Source organism: Xanthomonas sp. NCPPB 3174 (assembly GCF_056725205.1).
Window position 1 is genome coordinate 1,922,367 of the sequence record NZ_CM161517.1, and the last position, 15,117, is coordinate 1,937,483.

Below are 15,117 nucleotides of genomic sequence, written 5' to 3' on the forward strand. Positions count from 1 at the left end.
CTTCATTCCGCACAGGAGCGAGCGCATGAGCGATTCTTCCGCAGCGGCGCTGCCCGCATCGGCACCGGCCGCGGCCACCAGTGGGCATGCGCCGTGCTATCTGGTGCTGTCGGCGCACGACTACCGCACGCCGCGCCGCGCCAACATCCATTTCATCGCCGATGAACTGGCCAAGCGCGGCACCACGCGCTTCTTCTCGCTGCGCTACAGCCTGCTGTCGCGGCTCAAGGGCGATCTGCGCCTGCCGCTGGACGCCACCGCCAACCAGGTGGTCCGCCACAACGGCGTGGACTGCTACCTGTGGCGCGCGCTGCTGCATCCGTTCAACACCCGACGGCGCTGGCTGCGGCCGCTGGAAGACCTGATGTTCAAGGTCTACGCGGCGCGCGCGCCGGCCACGCTGATCCGCTGGATGCGCGAGGCCGACGTGATCGTGTTCGAGAGCGGCATCGCGGTGGCCTTCATTGCCCTGGCGGCGCGGATCAACCCGACCGCACGCAAGGTGTATCGCGCCTCCGACGGCTTGAGCACGATCAACGTCGCCGACTACATCGAGCGCGAGTTCGACCGCGTGGCGCCGAGCCTGGACGTGATCGCACTGGTGTCGCCGGCGATGGCCGAGGAGGTCGCCAGCCGCCACAACGTGTACCACGTCGGTCATGGCGTGGACCACGACCTGCACACGCTCGGCGATCCCTCGCCGTACGGCGAGGGCATCCATGCGGTGGCGGTGGGCTCGATGCTGTTCGATCCCGAGTTCTTCGTCGCCGCCAGCCGCGCCTTTCCGCAGGTCACCTTCCACGTGATCGGCTCGGGCATGGGGCGTGCGCCGGGTTATGGCGACAACGTGGTGGTGTACGGCGAGATGAAGCACGCCGAGACCATCCGCTACATCAAGCATGCGCGCTTCGGCATCGCCCCGTACGCGTCCGAGCAGGTGCCGGCATATCTGGCCGACAGTTCGATGAAGCTGCTGCAGTACGACTTCTTCGGGCTGCCGGCGGTGTGTCCCAATGCCGTGGTCGGCCGTTATCCGTCGCGCTTCGGCTACACCCCGGGCGACGAGGCGTCGATCGTCGCCGCGATCGGGCAGGCGCTGCAGGCGCCGCACGTGCGCCATCGCCAGTGCCTGAGCTGGTCCGACACCACCGACCGGGTGCTGGACCCGGCCGCCTACCCGGAGACACGCCTGTTCGCCGACCGCACCGCCTGAACACACGCCGCCGGCGTGTCTGCCTTACATCCCGCGCAACCAAGGAGGACCGATGTCCGCATTGCAAAAATGGATCGATTACCAAGAGCGCCGGGCGCTGTTCTGGTGGAAGCCGAAGAACGGCGAGATCAACGTCGGCGATCATCTCTCCAAGATCATCGTCTCCAACGTGCTCGGCCAGCGCGACCGTACCCTGCTGGACAAGCGCGACAAGCGCACGCGTCTGATCGCGATCGGCTCGGTGCTGCATTTCGCCCGCGATGGCGACACCGTGTGGGGCAGCGGCGTCAACGGCAAGATCCCCGCCGACCGCCACACCTTCCGCCAGCTCGACGTGCGCGCCGTGCGCGGGCCCAAGACCCGCGCTTTCCTGCGCGAGCGCGGCCTGCAGGTGCCGGAGGTGTACGGCGATCCGGGCCTGCTGATGCCGTTGTTCTTTCCGCGCGAGGCGCTGGCGCCCCCACCGGCACGGCGGCCGGTCATGGTGGTGCCGCACTTCAACGAATCCCTGGACAAGTATGCGCAGTACAAGGAACACCTGGTGCTGCCGAACCGCCAGCCGGCCGCGTTCGTGCGGCAACTGCTCGGCGCCGAACTGGTCGTGTCCAGTTCCTTGCACGGGCTGATCCTGGCCGAAGCCTATGGCGTGCCGTCGGTGTACCTGGACTGGGGCAACGGCGAGGACCGCTTCAAGTACGACGACTATTACGCCGGCACCGGCCGCAGCCGCTGGCATGCCGGGCAGACGGTGGAGGAATGCATGGCGCTGGGCGGCAATACCGTGTTCGACCTGGCCGCGGTGCAGCGCGGCCTGCTGGAGAGCTTTCCGCATGACCTCTGGTGAGCGCGCGGCGGGCGAGGTGCTGGCACTGGGCGGCTATCCGATCCTGTGCAGCACCGAAGCCGATTTCGTCGCCACCTTGCTGCAGGCGCTGGCGCGTGGCGAGCGCCGCCAGGTGTTCTTCGCCAACACCAACTTCGTGGTGCAGTGCCAGGCCCTGCGCGCGCAACTCGCCGTGCCGGACGTGTGCATCGTCAACGACGGCATCGGCATGGACCTGGGCGCGCTGCTGGTGCACGGCCGTCGCTTCGCCGGCAACCTCAACGGCACCGACCTGATTCCGGCGCTGTGCCGGCAGAGCCCGCGGCCGCTGCGCTTCTTCCTGCTCGGCGGCCGTCCCGGCGTGGCCGACACCGCGGCGCAGACCTTGCGGCAGACGCTGGGGCAGGAGGTGGTCGGCACCTGCGACGGCTATGCCGAGTTCGCCACCGCCGGCGCCGGCCTGGCCGCGCGCATCAACGCCTGCGGCGCCGACGTGCTGCTGGTGGCGTTCGGCAATCCGCTGCAGGAGCGCTGGCTGCTGCAGCACGCGGCGCAACTGCAGGTGCCGCTGGCGTTCGGCGTGGGCGCGTTGCTGGACTTCCTGTCCGGCACCGCGCGGCGCGCGCCGGCCTGGGTGCGCCGGCTGCGCATGGAATGGATCTATCGCCTGCTGCGCGAGCCGCGGCGCCTGCTCAAGCGCTACAGCTGGGATCTGCTGGTGTTCTTCGTCGTGTGCCTGCGCCACGGCCGACACCTGGGCGCCACGCTGCCTGTGCGGGACTCGCTGCGGCCTTCGTGACGCCGACCGGCTGTCGCCGACAAAAGGGCGCTGCCTGACATTCGCGCGACCATCCACGGGATTAGACTGGACGCATGTCCAGCGCCGCCGCCTTCCGAATCGCCGCACTGGTGCGCGACCTGTCGCTGCTGCCGCACCCGGAGGGCGGACGCTATGCGCGCGTGCATACCTCGGCCCTGACGGTGCAGCACGCACAGACGCTGCGCCCGGCCTGCACCGCGATCCGCTTCCTGCTGGAGCGCGGCGAGGTCAGCAACTGGCACCGCATCGATGCCGACGAGACCTGGCAATGGGAAGAGGGCGGGGCGCTGGAACTGTTCGGCTTCGACCCGAACCACGGCCTGCAGCGCTACCGTCTGGACGCCAGCGAGCGCGGCGGCATGCCCTCGGTGGTGATCGCCGCGGGTACCTGGCAGGCAGCGCGGCCGCTGGCCGACTATTGCCTGGTGCGCTGCGTGGTGGCGCCGGGCTTCCTGTGGGAACGCTTCGAACTGCTGGCCGCGACCGATCCGCTGGCGGCGCACCTGCCGAAGCTGGCGGACTGATGCCGGCACCGGGCGCGGCGCGCGCGGCGACTGCGCCGAGAACCATCGCGCGTCGGCGCGGCCCGGTGGTGTGCCTGGTCGCGGCCTTGCTGGCGGCAGCTGTGCCCATCGTGCAGGCGCAGACCACGCTGCCGGTCGCGCCAGCGAACCCACCAGTGGTCGACCTAGACGCGGTGCTGGTGAGCGGGCGCCAGCCCGGCCCGGGCCTGTGGCAGGTCCGCCGCGGCGATCACGTGTTGTGGATCCTCGGCACGGTGTCGCCGCTGCCCAAGCGCATGCAGTGGGAATCGGGCGACGTGGAGCAGGTGATCGCCCAGTCGCAGGAAGTGATCGCAGCGCCGAGCGTCACTCTGGACTCGGGCCTGGGCATGTTCCGCAGCTTGATGCTGCTGCCGTCCCTGCTCAAGGCGCGGCGCAATCCCGATGACCGCACCCTGCAGCAGGTGCTGCCGCCTGACCTGTATGCGCGCTGGGTGCCGCTGAAGGCGCGCTATCTGGGGCGCGACGGCAGCGTAGAACGCTGGCGGCCGGTGTTCGCGGCGCAGGAACTGTACGAAGCGGCGATGCGCACCGCCGGCCTGAGCCTGGGCAGCGTGGTGCAGCCGGTGATCGAGCGTGCGGCCAAGCGTGCCAGGGTGCCGATCGTGCCGGTGGTGGTGGAGGTGAAGGTCCCCGACGCCAAGCGCGCGCTGCAGGAATTCCGGGCGACCTCGCTTAACGACAGTGCCTGTTTCGCCCGCACGCTGCAGGTCATCGATCGCGACCTGGAGACGATGCGCCAGCGCGCCAACGCCTGGTCCGAAGGCGATCTGGACACGCTGGCCACGCTGCCGGCCAACGACCAGTACCGGATCTGCCTGGACGCGGTCGGCGAAGCGGCGATCGCGCGCAAGCTGGGCCTGGGCGATGTGCGCCAGCGGGCGATGGCGGCCTGGCTGCGGGAAGCCGAGCGGGCGCTGGCGCAGAACCGCTCCAGTTTCGCGGCGTTGCCGATGCAGACCCTGCAGGAGTCGGGTGGGCCGCTGGATCGGCTACGCGTCAGCGGCGCCGAGGTGATCGCGCCCTAGGGCGTGTCACCAATTCCCGAGTATGCCGCGTTGGGTCTGGCAGGCGCGCTGCCGGCGTTGCGTGGCGCAGTGCCTGACTGGCCGTCAGGTCAAGCCGCGCGGCGTCGGCAGCGCGCCTGCCAGACCCAACGCGAAGGGCCGCGGTTGCGCGCGCCCGTGGCCGCGTCATCGCTCGGGCGTGGACGCACGTCCACTTCCTCGCTCTTCCTTGCCACAGGCACGCGCAACCGCGGCGCGGCATGCTCGGGGATTGATGACACGCCCTAGCGCGTACACGAGACGTGTCGATAACGGGACGCGCCGACTTGGGGTGGGCGTGCAGCGTTGCGCGCGCAGGCGCAAGCAAGGGGAGACGGCATGCGCTGACGCCGTGCCGCCTCCGGTGACTGCGGCGGTCAGCCCGCCGCGGTGCGCGGTGCGCTGGCGCTGGTGGCCAGTTGCGGCCAGCGCTTCAGTACCGCGGCGCGGATGCCGGCGGCGTCGATGCCGGCTTCGGCCAGCAATTGCTCGCGGCTGGCATGGTGCTGGAACGCGTCGGGCAGGCCCAGGTGCAGCACCGGGCGCAGCACGCCCTCGGCGTTGAACAGTTCGGCCACGCCGGAGCCGGCACCGCCGGCCACCACGTTGTCCTCGATGGTCACGAAGCCTTCGTGGCTCTGCGCCAGTTCCAGCAGCAGGGTGCGGTCCAGCGGCTTGACGAAGCGCATGTTGACCACGCTCAGGCCGAGCTCGCGGCCGACCTGTTCGGCCGCCGCCAGGGTCGCACCGAACGCCAGCAGCGCCACCGTATGGCCCTGCGCGCGCAGCTGGGCCTTGCCGATCGGCAGGGTGTCCAGCGTGCTCCCCGGCGCGATCCCGGGGCCGGTGCCGCGCGGGTAGCGCACCGCGGCCGGACCGGGATGGCGCAGGCCGGTGCTGAGCAGTTGCCGGCACTCGGCTTCGTCGGCCGGCGCCATCACCACCAGGTGCGGCACGCAGCGCAGGAAACTCAGGTCCAGGTTGCCGGCATGGGTGGCGCCGTCCGGGCCGACCACGCCGCCGCGGTCGATCGCGAACAGCACGTCGAGCTGCTGCACCGCCACGTCGTGCACCAACTGGTCGTAGCCGCGCTGCAGGAAAGTGGAATAGATCGCCACGACGGGCTTGGCGCCGTGCACGGCCATGCCCGCGGCCAGGGTCACCGCATGCTGCTCGGCGATGGCCACGTCGAAATAGCGCTGCGGGTACTCCTTGCTGAAGCGCACCAGGCCCGAGCCTTCGCGCATCGCCGGGGTGATCGCCAGCAGCGCTGGCTCGGCCGCGGCCATGTCGCAGATCCAGTCGCCGAACACGTCGGTGTAGGTCGGCGCCTTGGCGCCCGGCTTGGCCACCAGGCCCTTGCTGGGGTCGAACGGGCCGACCGCGTGGTAGCCGATCTGGTCGCCCTCGGCCAGTTCGTAGCCCTTGCCCTTGGTGGTGATGACGTGCAGCAACTGCGGGCCCTTGAGGGTCTTGAGCGTCTTCAACGCGCCGAGCAGCGCCGGCAGGTCGTGGCCGTCGATCGGGCCGGTGTAGTGGAAGCCCATTTCCTCGAACAGCGTGGACGGCACGAACATGCCCTTCCAGTGCTCCTCCCAGCGGCGCACGAAGCGTGCGGTGGGGTTGCTCTTCTTGTCGCCGAGGATCTTCTTGCCGCCCTCGCGGATGGCGTTGAGGGTCTTGCTGCCGCTCATCCGCCCCAGCATCTTGGTGACCCCGCCGACCGCCTCGGAGATCGACATGCGGTTGTCGTTGAGGATCACCAGCAGGTTCGGTTCCGGGTCCATGCCGCCGGCGTGGTTCAGCGCTTCGTAGGCCATGCCCGCGGTCATCGCGCCGTCGCCGATCACCGCCACCACCTTGCGTTCGTCGCCCATGCGCTGCAGCGCCACCGCCATGCCCAGTGCGGCCGAGATCGAGGTGGAGGAGTGGCCGACGCCGAAGGTGTCGTACTCGCTTTCCTCGCGCTTGGGGAACGGCGCCACGCCATCGGCCTGCTTGACGGTGTGGATGCGGTCGCGGCGCCCGGTCAGGATCTTGTGCGGATAGGTCTGGTGGCCGACGTCCCACACCAGTTGGTCGACCGGCGTGTCGTACAGGTAGTGCAGGGCGACGGTGAGTTCGATCACGCCCAGGCCGGCGCCGAAGTGGCCGCCGCTCTTGCCGACGCACTCGATCAGAAAGGCGCGCAGTTCCTCGGCGATGGCCGGCAGCTCCGATTCATCGAAGCGACGCAGTTCTTCGGGGACCTGGATGCGCGAGAGGCGCGGATAGCGGGTGGGGTCGATCATCGGAATGGAGGTTCAGCGGACCTGTCATTTTCCTCTCCATTCCGGGCACACGCAATCAACCCGTGCGGTCGCGGGCGCGTGGATGGCCTGTTTTGGCCGGGGTGCGGCAATCCGTCGCAGCGGGCGTGACGGCGGCGTGAGGCCGCGCGGCTACAACGAGAGCTTGGAGCGCTTCGGCAACTGCGCCTTCAGGAACGACATCTGGTCGGCCAGGATGTTGCGATTGGACAGGATCAGATGCTCGATCCAGCTCGGCCGGTACGGCACCGCCAGCAGCGGCATCGATGCCTGCTGCGGGGTGCGATTGCCCTTGCGCGAATTGCAGTGGAAGCACGCGGTGACCACGTTCTCCCAGATGTCGCGGCCGCCCTTGGACACCGGCAGTACGTGGTCGCGGGTCAGTTGCGGGCGGCTGAACTGCTGGCCGCAGTACAGGCACAGCTGCGCGTCGCGGGCGAACAGCGCGGTATTGGTCAGGGTCGGGGTGGGGTCGAGCGCACGCGCATGCGCGTGGCCGCGCGCGGCGATGATCGGATGCAGCTCCAGCACGCTGCGCTCGCCGCTGGCGCGGCTGATGCCGCCATGGATGTGCATGCACGGCTCGCCGAGGGTCCAGGCGACCGCGCCACGCGCATACAGACAGGCGGCGTCCTGCCAGTTGATCCAGTCCAGCACGCGGCCATGCGCGTCCAGCGACAGCAGCCGGACCGAAGGCAGGTGGGAAGGGGACGCCGCAGGCGACGGGACCGCGGCCGAGGCGCCGCAGGCCCCGGTATCGATCAGACCAAGCGTTGTTGTGTCTGTCTCCATCGGGAAGACAGCTTATACCCGATTGGTGACGGTTTGTGTATCGGCCGTGGCGGGCGTTGCAACCCCCGGCACGGCGTGCGTGCCGGGGGCTGCGTCGGACCTGGATGTGCGACTCAGAATTGCGCGTCGGCCAGCGCCATCAGCGGCTCGGCCCCGCTGTCGATGGCTGCGGCGTGGGTCAGCGTGCGCGGCAGCAGGCGCGCGTAGTAGAAGCGCGCGGTCTCGCGCTTGGACTGCTTGAACGCCTCGCCATGGGCCGAGGCCTCGGCCGCGGCGACGCTGCGCGCCCACCAGTAGGCCAGCACCACGTAGCCGGAATAGAACACGTAGTCGTAGCTGGCCGCGCCCAGTTCCTCGGGATTGCCGGCGGCGCGCTGCAGGATGCGCTTGGTCAGCGCCGCCCACTCGGCGGCCTTCTCGCGTAGCGGGGCGACGAATTCGGCTACCGCCGGGTTGTCGGCGTGCTCGGTCAGGAAGGCCTCGATCTGCGCCAGGAACAGCTTCAGCCCGGCGCCCTGGCTGGACGCGGTCTTGCGCCCGATCAGGTCCAGCGCCTGGATGCCGGTGGTGCCTTCGTACAGGGTGGTGATGCGCGCGTCGCGGGCCAGCTGCTCCATGCCGTGCTCGTGGATGTAGCCGTGGCCGCCGAAGCACTGCAGGGCGTGGTAGGTGTTCTCCACCGCCCATTCGGTCTGGCAGGCCTTGGAGATCGGGGTGAGGAAGCTGACCAGCACGTCGGCCTGCTCGCGCTCGGCCGGATCCTGCGCGCTGTGCGCGATGTCGATCAGGGTGGCGGCGTGCAGCGCGAGCAGGCGGCTGCCTTCGGTCAGTGCCTTCACCGTCAGCAGCATGCGGCGCACGTCCGGATGCACCAGGATCGGGTCGGCCGGCTTCTCCGGCAGCTTGGCGCCGCTGAGCGAACGCGACTGCAGGCGCTCGCGGGCGTAGCGCAGCGCGTTCTGGTAGGCGCGCTCGGACAGGCCGATGCCTTGCAGGCCGACGCCGAGGCGCGCGGTGTTCATCATGGTGAACATGGCCTGCAGGCCCTTGTGCGGCTGCCCGACCAGGTAACCCTGGGCGCCGTCGAAGTTCATCACGCAGGTGGACGAGCCGTGGATGCCCATCTTGTGTTCCAGCGAGCCGCAGCGCAGCGCGTTGCGCTCGCCGACGCTGCCGTCGCGGGCGACCTTGAACTTCGGCACCACCAGCAGCGAGATGCCCTTGGCCCCGGCCGGCGCGTCCGGCAGCCGCGCCAGCACCAGGTGCACGATGTTGTCGGTGAAGTCGTGCTCGCCGGCGGTGATGAAGATCTTGGTGCCGCTGACCGACCAGCTGCCGTCGGCGTTGGGTTCGGCGCGGGTCTTGAGCAGCCCCAGGTCGGTGCCGCAGTGTGGCTCGGTCAGGCACATGGTGCCGGTCCAGCGGCCGTCCACCAGCGGCTTCAGGAACATCTCCTGCTGCCAGGCCTCGCCGTGCTGCTTGAGTGCCTCGACCGCGCCGTGCGACAGCAGCGGGAAATTGCCCCAGGCCAGGTTGGCGGCGTTGACCATCTCGTTGAGCGGCACGCCCAGGGTGTGCGGCAGGCCCTGGCCGCCGAACTCGGCGGCGGCGGTCAGCCCGGTCCAGCCGCCCTCGGCGAACTGCTGGTAGGCCTCACGGAAGCCGGGGGCGGTAGTGACCGCACCGGTGGCCTTGTCCAGGGTGCAGCCGTGCTCGTCGCCGACCCGGTTCAGCGGCGCCAGCACGGTGCCGGTGAAGCGTGCCGCTTCCTCCAGCACCGCATCGATCAGTTCGGCATTGGCGTCGGCATGGCCGAGGCGGGCGAACAGCGCCTCCACCTGCAGCACGTCGTGCAGCGCGAAGCGGAGATCGGTCAACGGGGCTTGATAGGTGCTCATGCGATCGCTCGTGGCTAGGGCCGCGGCGCGGCCGAGGGCGTCAGGATACTATGGCGTATGGAGTATGCGCAGCCGCGGCGAAGGCGCGGCTGCGTGCGGCCGTTCAGTCGAGCAGGCGGTGGCGCACGGCGTAGCGCACCAGTTCGGCGGTATTGCGCATGCCCAGCTTGTTGAGCACGCGGAAGCGGTGGTTCTCGGCGGTCTTGACGCTGATCTGCAGCACCCGCGCGATTTCCTTGGTGGTGCGGCCTTCCACGATCAGGTGGAACACCTCGCGCTCGCGCGGGGTCAGGCTGCGGTAGGGGTCGGGCGGCAGCGCCTGCGGCTGCTGCATCTGCGTCACCAGCGCCTGCGCCGCCTGCGGCGAGAAGTGGCCGCGGCCGGCGTGCAGGTTGCGCACCGCGGCGATCAGGTCGGCGCTGGCGCTATCCTTGAGCAGGTAGCCGGAGGCGCCGGCGCGCACCGCGTGCAGCACGTATTCGTGTTCCTCGTGCATGGTCAGCACCAGGATCCGCGCCAGCGGCACGATCTCGCCCAGCCGCCGTACCACGTCGATGCCGTTGAGCCGCGGCATGGAGATGTCCACGATCGCCACGTCCGGGCGGGTCGCCTCGGCCTTGGCCAGCGCCTCGATGCCGTCGGCGGCCTGCGCCACCACCTGGATGCCGGCGACGGCGTCGAGCACGGCGACCAGGCTTTCGCGCACCAGGGTGTGGTCGTCGGCGATGAGGACACGGATCGGGGTGTTCATGCCGGTGTGCGTCCGGGGTGGTGGCCGGGGCGGGCGGCAACTTCTTGCGGCGCTGCCGATCGCGTTGCCTGCAGGGCCATGCGGTTGCCGGCATGGGGGAGGGCGACGACGTTCAATCGGCCTCCAGCGGGACCCGGATCTGCACGCAGCAACCCTCGCCCGGCGACGATTGCAGGCGCAGGCAGCCGCCGCTCAGGCGCAGGCGTTCGCGCAGGCCGCTCAGACCGCTGCCACCGGCCGCCAGCGCCTGCTGCGGATCGAAGCCGCGGCCGTCGTCGAGCACCTGCAACTGCGCCCAGCCATCGCGGGCGACCAGCCGCAGCAGCACCGACTGCGCAGCCGCGTGCTTCAGCGCATTGGTCAGCGCCTCCTGCGCGCTGCGGAACAGCAGGGTCTGCAGCGCTTCGTCCAGCGCCGGCAGCGGGCCGATCTCGACCGCGACCGGGATGGCGCCGGCGGCGGACTGGCTGCGGCCGAGCCAGCCGAGCGCGGCCTCCAGCCCCAGGTCGTCGAGGATCGGCGGGCGCAGCAGCCGCGACATCTGCCGGGTGTCTTCCAGTGCCTGCGTGCATAGCTGGATGGCGTCCTCCAGCGGTGTGCGCAGCGCCGTGTCGGCGCTGCCGAGCGCCGCGCCCAGTTGCGCCAGCCGGTGCTTGAGCACGGTGAGGTTCTGGCCGACGCCGTCGTGCAGCTCGCGCGCCAGGCGCCGGCGCTCGTCCTCCTGGACCTTGACCACGGCGCGGCCGAGGCGGCGGAACTCGCGCTCGTTGGCTTCCAGGCGCTGCAGCAGCAGGCGGTAGCGGTCGGCGGCGGTTGCGTCGGTCATGGCGTAGTGCCCGCGCGTGCGACAGATAAACCGTCGGCGGCCTGCGCCGCGGCCCGGCGGGCGCGTTGCGCGGCGGCGTGGTCGCCGAGCGCCTCCAGGCGTTGCGCGGCCTGTGCGTGCAGCGTCGCGGCGAACAGCGGGCTGCCGCGCAGCAGCAGGACCTGCGCCTGCGCATAGCGCGCCGCCACCTGCTCGGCCGCACCGTAGCGCAGCGCCTGCTGCAGATAGCGCAGGCGCAGCCCGGCGTTGCCCAGGCGGGCGACGTCGCCCTCCAGCGCGGCGAGCGCGGGTTCGTCGTGCGCCGCACGCACCTGCACCTGCAGTTGCAGCAGGCGGGTGCCGCTGGCGCGCGCCAGCGCCTCGGCCTGGCGCAGCGACGCGGCGGCTGCAGCGGCATTGCCGTCGCGTTCGTCCAGTTGCGCCTGCAGCAGCGCGGCACCGGCGCGCTGTTCGCTGGACACCGAGGCGGGCGCTTGCCGCTGCACCTGCTGCAGCGCCAGTCGCGCCTGCGCCGGGTCGTCCAGCGCCAGCCACACCTGCGCGCGCAACAGGGCGATGTCGGTCTGGCCGCGCTGGTCGCGGCTCTGCTGGAACAGCCGCTGCGCCTGGTCCAGTTCGTTCAGCGCCACCGTGCGCTGCCCCTGCCAGAACGCCAGTTCGGCCAGGTTGCGCCGGCTCACCGCCACCTCCTCGAGCATCTGGTGGCGTTCGGCCTCGCGCAGCGCCTGGGTCAGCAAGCTCTGCGCCTGCGCCCAGTGGCCGCGCGCGGTGGCGAGCAGGCCGAGGTTCTGCGCAGTGCGTACGCGGCCGGTGGCGTCGTTGAGGTCGGCGTAGGCGCGTGCGGCCTGTTCCCAGAACGCCTGGGCGCTGTCCAGGTCGCCCAACTGGAAGTGCGCGAAGCCGATGTTGTTGAGCGTCTCGGCGACGCCGTGCGCATCGCCGAGCGCGCGCCAGGCCGACAGCGCACCGCGGAACGCCTGCAGCGCCTGCGGATAATCGCCGCGCTCCTCGGCCAGCAGGCCGAGTTCGTTGGCGGCGGCGGCCTGGCCATCGCGGTCGCCGAGTTCGGCGTACAGGGCCTGCGCCTGCTGCAGCTTCTGTTCGGCCTCGGCGAAGGCGCCACCGATGCTCAGCGTGCCGGCCAGGTTGCGCAGGCTGGTGGCGACGCCACGGCGATTGCCGACCTGCCGGCGCAGCTCCACGGCGCGCAGATACTGCGCCTGCGCCTGCTGCGCCAGGCCGAGACGGCCGTAGCCCACGCCCAGCGCGTTCACCGTTTCCGCTTCGCCATAAAGGTCGCGCCCGCGGCGGAACAGCAGTTGCGCACGCAGCAGGTCCTCGTCCACCGCGGTGGCGGCGTTGCCGCTGAGGATCGCCAGCTTGCCCAGCGCCAGCCACAACCGCGGGTCGTCGGGATCGCGCTGCACCAGCGTGCGCAGGCGGTCGCGCGCCGCGTCCAGGTGGCCGGCCTGCGCCTGGACGCGTGCGACCTGCAGTTGCACCACGCTGTCGTCGGGTCGGGCCGTGGCCAGCGCCTGCCAGGCGCGGTCGGCGGCGGCGAGATCGTCTTCGGCTTCCAGGCGCAGCGCCGCCAGCAGCGCCAGCGTGCGCGGCCGTGCCGGCGCCACGGGCGCACGCGCATCCAGCGCCTCGCGCGCCTTCTGTTCCTCGCCGATGGCCTGCGCCGCGACCACCTCGGCCAGGCGCAAGGGTGCCGATTGCGGCGCCTGTGCGCTGGCCGCGGCGAACTGCTGCAGCGCCAGCGCGCTGTCGTCGCGTTGCCGCGCCGCCAGGCCGCGCGCATAGGCCTGCAGGGCGGCGGGCGCGGGCAGGTCGTCGGGCAGGGCAGTGCCCTCGGCGAGCAGCGCCCTGGATGCGATCGGCAGCCAGGCGGCGTAGGCCGCGGCCGGATCGGCGGCGGTCGGTCCGTCGATGTGCTGCGCCGCGCCGCTGGGCGGATGCAGCAGCGCCTGCAGGCGCCAGCCGGCGCCCTGGCGTTGCAGGCTCGGCTGCAGCACGCCCTGCGCCGAGGCGAGCCGGCGCAGCGCCTGTACGTCCAGCGGCGCCTGGCCGGTGGGGTCGTACTGGCGCAGGGCCTGGCGGGTGCGTTCGTCGTCGACCACGGTCAGCGTTTCGCCCAAGCTGCCGCGCAGCCAGGCGCCCAGCGCCAGGCGTTGTTCGGCGCTGGCCGGGTCGCCGGCCAGCGGCAGCACCAGCAGCCGCGGCAACGGCTCCACGGCCGCCACCGGCGGCGCGCTCGCGCGTTGCGCCTGCCATTGCCAGGCGCCGGCGCCGAGCAGGGCGGCGCCGGCCAGGATCGCGGCCAGACCCAGGCCGACCCGGCGCCAGCGCCGGCGATCGCGCGGCAGTTGCCGGCGCTCGATCGCCACGATCACCTCGCCAGCATTCTGCAGCCGATCGCGCGGCTGCGGGCGCAGCAGCCGCTGCAGCAGCCGCACCAGCCAGGCCGGCACGTCCGCGCGCAGCCGGTCCACCGGCGGCGGCTCGCGCAGCATGCGCTGGGCCAGCGTCTCGGACAGGGTGCCGCCGGCGAACGGCACCTGCCCGGCGAGCATCTCGTACAGGATCAGGCCCAGCGCGTAGAGGTCGCTGCGCGGGTCGAGCGCATCGCCGCGCGCCTGTTCCGGCGACAGGTAGGCGGGCGTGCCGATGACGTTGCCCAGGGTCGCGCCGAGGCCGCTGCTGGCCATCGAACAGGCCACGCCGAAGTCGCTGATCAGCGCATCGCCGCCACGCTGCAGCAGGATGTTGGCCGGCTTCAGGTCGCGGTGCACGACGCCGCGCGCATGCGCCGCCTGCAGTCCCCGAGCGATGCCGCCGGCGATGCGCAGGGCGGTGTCGACATCCAGCCGTTCCTCGTGCTGCAGCCGCGCTTCCAGCGATTCGCCGTCCACGTAGTCCATGCTGATCAGCCAGCGCCCGGCGTGTTCGGCGAGATCGTGGATGCGCACCACGTGCGGGCTGGACACCTGCCGCGCCAGCAGCAGTTCCTGGCGGAAGCGGGCGAAGGCCTGCGGCCGCTGCGCCAGCTCCGGGCGCAGCAGCTTCACCGCCACGTCGATGCCCAATGCCTGGTCGTGGGCCAGGTACACCAGGCCCATGCCGCCGATGCCGAGCAGGCGTTCGATGCGGAAGCGGCCGGCCAGCACCTCGCCCGGGCTCAGGCTTTCCTGCGCATACAGGCCGGTGGCGGTGGCCGCGTCGCTCATGCCGGCCCGACCTCGGCGCCGCTGTCGCGCAGCGCCTGGCGTGCGGCGATCCACAGCGCGGCGCGCTCGCAGAAGGCTTCGAGCAATTGCATGTCCAGCGCACCGATGGCGCTGCCGGCGCGGCGGCTGTCGGCATAGATCGCGCCGAGCACGCGGGCGCCGTCGCGCAGCGGCAGGCATAGCAGGGTGCGCAGGCCGGCGGCGCAGACCGAGGCACGCTCGGCCAGCCAGGGCACGCCGCCGACGTCATGGGCCACGGTGGCCCGGCCGTCGCGCAGGGCGCGGTGCAGGGCGCCCTCGCTGCCGGGGAGGCTGTGCTGCAGCGGCATCGGCCCGATGCCGTGGCTGGTGGCGATGCGCGGGCCCTGCGGTTCGGCCAGGACCAGCACGCCGCGCTCGGCCTGGGCCAGTTCGACCACCGCGTCCAGGCTGGCGCCGAGCAGATCGTCGAGTCCGCCGATCTGGGCAAGCCCTTGGGTGAGGGCGGTGGCGCGATCGCAGCGGGCGCGCTGGCGGCGTTCGGCCAGGTCCGCATCGGCCGGGCTGAGCGGGGCGAACTCGGCGTAGATGTCGCCAAAGCGCAGCCAGGTCGCCGTCTCCAGCGCGATCGGCGCGGCCACGCGGACGCCATCGCGGAAGCTGCCGTTCTTGCTGCCCAGGTCGTGCAACTGCCAGTGGCCATCTGCCTGCGGCTGCAGCCGCGCATGCCAGCGCGATACCGAGGGATGTTCCAGCGCCAGCGCGTTGTCCGCCGCGCGGCCGATCGCCAGCGTCTGCCCGGCGGCGAGCAGCAGCGTCGGCGCCGGCGCGTCGGGCAGGTAGGCGGTCAGGCGCGCGGGCATCGCG

Annotated in this window: 12 protein-coding genes; 5 read left to right on the forward strand and 7 right to left on the reverse strand. The window is 71.5% G+C overall.

Annotated features, from left to right (window positions below):
- Positions 1-25: 25 nt before the first annotated feature.
- The 5 genes from AC1PK7_RS08425 to AC1PK7_RS08445 all read left to right on the forward strand — a co-directional run bounded on the left by AC1PK7_RS08425 (position 26) and on the right by AC1PK7_RS08445 (position 4,447).
- A complete protein-coding gene (locus AC1PK7_RS08425; RefSeq protein ID WP_481100465.1) occupies positions 26-1,213 on the forward strand; it encodes a GumK N-terminal domain-containing glycosyltransferase in 1,188 nt (395 codons plus the stop codon).
- A 52-nt stretch (positions 1,214-1,265) separates the two neighbouring features.
- A complete protein-coding gene (locus tag AC1PK7_RS08430) occupies positions 1,266-2,057 on the forward strand; it encodes a polysaccharide pyruvyl transferase family protein (RefSeq protein ID WP_420009557.1) in 792 nt (263 codons plus the stop codon).
- Positions 2,044-2,835, forward strand: a complete 792-nt coding sequence (locus tag AC1PK7_RS08435; protein ID WP_481100466.1) for a WecB/TagA/CpsF family glycosyltransferase — start codon at positions 2,044-2,046, stop codon at positions 2,833-2,835. Before AC1PK7_RS08430 ends, AC1PK7_RS08435 begins: the two co-directional genes overlap by 14 nt.
- A 74-nt stretch (positions 2,836-2,909) precedes the next feature.
- A complete protein-coding gene (locus AC1PK7_RS08440; protein ID WP_481100467.1) occupies positions 2,910-3,380 on the forward strand; it encodes a cupin domain-containing protein in 471 nt (156 codons plus the stop codon).
- A complete protein-coding gene (locus AC1PK7_RS08445; protein WP_481100468.1) occupies positions 3,380-4,447 on the forward strand; it encodes a TraB/GumN family protein in 1,068 nt (355 codons plus the stop codon). Before AC1PK7_RS08440 ends, AC1PK7_RS08445 begins: the two co-directional genes overlap by 1 nt.
- A gap of 395 nt (positions 4,448-4,842) precedes the next feature.
- On the opposite strand, the gene dxs is transcribed toward AC1PK7_RS08445, so the two are convergent.
- The 7 genes from dxs to AC1PK7_RS08480 form a co-directional block, all read right to left on the reverse strand.
- Positions 4,843-6,756, reverse strand: a complete 1,914-nt coding sequence (dxs, locus tag AC1PK7_RS08450; RefSeq protein WP_481100469.1) for a 1-deoxy-D-xylulose-5-phosphate synthase — start codon at positions 6,754-6,756, stop codon at positions 4,843-4,845.
- A gap of 150 nt (positions 6,757-6,906) precedes the next feature.
- Positions 6,907-7,566: an HNH endonuclease gene (locus tag AC1PK7_RS08455; protein WP_029562070.1), complete on the reverse strand. Its 660-nt coding sequence runs from the start codon at positions 7,564-7,566 to the stop codon at positions 6,907-6,909.
- A gap of 113 nt (positions 7,567-7,679) precedes the next feature.
- Positions 7,680-9,464, reverse strand: a complete 1,785-nt coding sequence (locus AC1PK7_RS08460) for an acyl-CoA dehydrogenase C-terminal domain-containing protein (protein ID WP_481100470.1) — start codon at positions 9,462-9,464, stop codon at positions 7,680-7,682.
- A 103-nt stretch (positions 9,465-9,567) separates the two neighbouring features.
- Positions 9,568-10,215 carry a response regulator gene (locus tag AC1PK7_RS08465; protein ID WP_481100471.1) on the reverse strand — a complete coding sequence of 216 codons (648 nt, stop codon included), beginning with the start codon at positions 10,213-10,215 and terminating at the stop codon, positions 9,568-9,570.
- A gap of 112 nt (positions 10,216-10,327) precedes the next feature.
- A complete protein-coding gene (locus AC1PK7_RS08470) occupies positions 10,328-11,041 on the reverse strand; it encodes a sensor histidine kinase (RefSeq protein WP_481100472.1) in 714 nt (237 codons plus the stop codon).
- Positions 11,038-14,271 (reverse strand): protein kinase domain-containing protein, encoded by a 3,234-nt coding sequence (locus AC1PK7_RS08475; protein ID WP_481100473.1) that lies wholly within the window; start codon positions 14,269-14,271, stop codon positions 11,038-11,040. Before AC1PK7_RS08475 ends, AC1PK7_RS08470 begins: the two co-directional genes overlap by 4 nt.
- On the reverse strand, positions 14,268-15,113 hold the full coding sequence (locus tag AC1PK7_RS08480) for an FHA domain-containing protein (RefSeq protein ID WP_481100474.1): 846 nt from the start codon (positions 15,111-15,113) through the stop codon (positions 14,268-14,270). Before AC1PK7_RS08480 ends, AC1PK7_RS08475 begins: the two co-directional genes overlap by 4 nt.
- Positions 15,114-15,117 lie beyond the last annotated feature (4 nt).

Bases quoted from the DNA above. Each gene is read 5' to 3' on its own strand.
- AC1PK7_RS08480 (WP_481100474.1), bottom strand. From the start codon at position 15,113: ATGCCCGCGCGCCTGACCGCCTACCTGCCCGACGCGCCGGCGCCGACG.
- AC1PK7_RS08430 (WP_420009557.1), top strand. From the start codon at position 1,266: ATGTCCGCATTGCAAAAATGGATCGATTACCAAGAGCGCCGGGCGCTG.
- dxs (WP_481100469.1), bottom strand. From the start codon at position 6,756: ATGATCGACCCCACCCGCTATCCGCGCCTCTCGCGCATCCAGGTCCCC.
- AC1PK7_RS08455 (WP_029562070.1), bottom strand. From the start codon at position 7,566: ATGGAGACAGACACAACAACGCTTGGTCTGATCGATACCGGGGCCTGC.
- AC1PK7_RS08445 (WP_481100468.1), top strand. From the start codon at position 3,380: ATGCCGGCACCGGGCGCGGCGCGCGCGGCGACTGCGCCGAGAACCATC.
- AC1PK7_RS08470 (WP_481100472.1), bottom strand. From the start codon at position 11,041: ATGACCGACGCAACCGCCGCCGACCGCTACCGCCTGCTGCTGCAGCGC.
- AC1PK7_RS08460 (WP_481100470.1), bottom strand. From the start codon at position 9,464: ATGAGCACCTATCAAGCCCCGTTGACCGATCTCCGCTTCGCGCTGCAC.
- AC1PK7_RS08475 (WP_481100473.1), bottom strand. From the start codon at position 14,271: ATGAGCGACGCGGCCACCGCCACCGGCCTGTATGCGCAGGAAAGCCTG.
- AC1PK7_RS08425 (WP_481100465.1), top strand. From the start codon at position 26: ATGAGCGATTCTTCCGCAGCGGCGCTGCCCGCATCGGCACCGGCCGCG.
- AC1PK7_RS08435 (WP_481100466.1), top strand. From the start codon at position 2,044: ATGACCTCTGGTGAGCGCGCGGCGGGCGAGGTGCTGGCACTGGGCGGC.
- AC1PK7_RS08440 (WP_481100467.1), top strand. From the start codon at position 2,910: ATGTCCAGCGCCGCCGCCTTCCGAATCGCCGCACTGGTGCGCGACCTG.
- AC1PK7_RS08465 (WP_481100471.1), bottom strand. From the start codon at position 10,215: ATGAACACCCCGATCCGTGTCCTCATCGCCGACGACCACACCCTGGTG.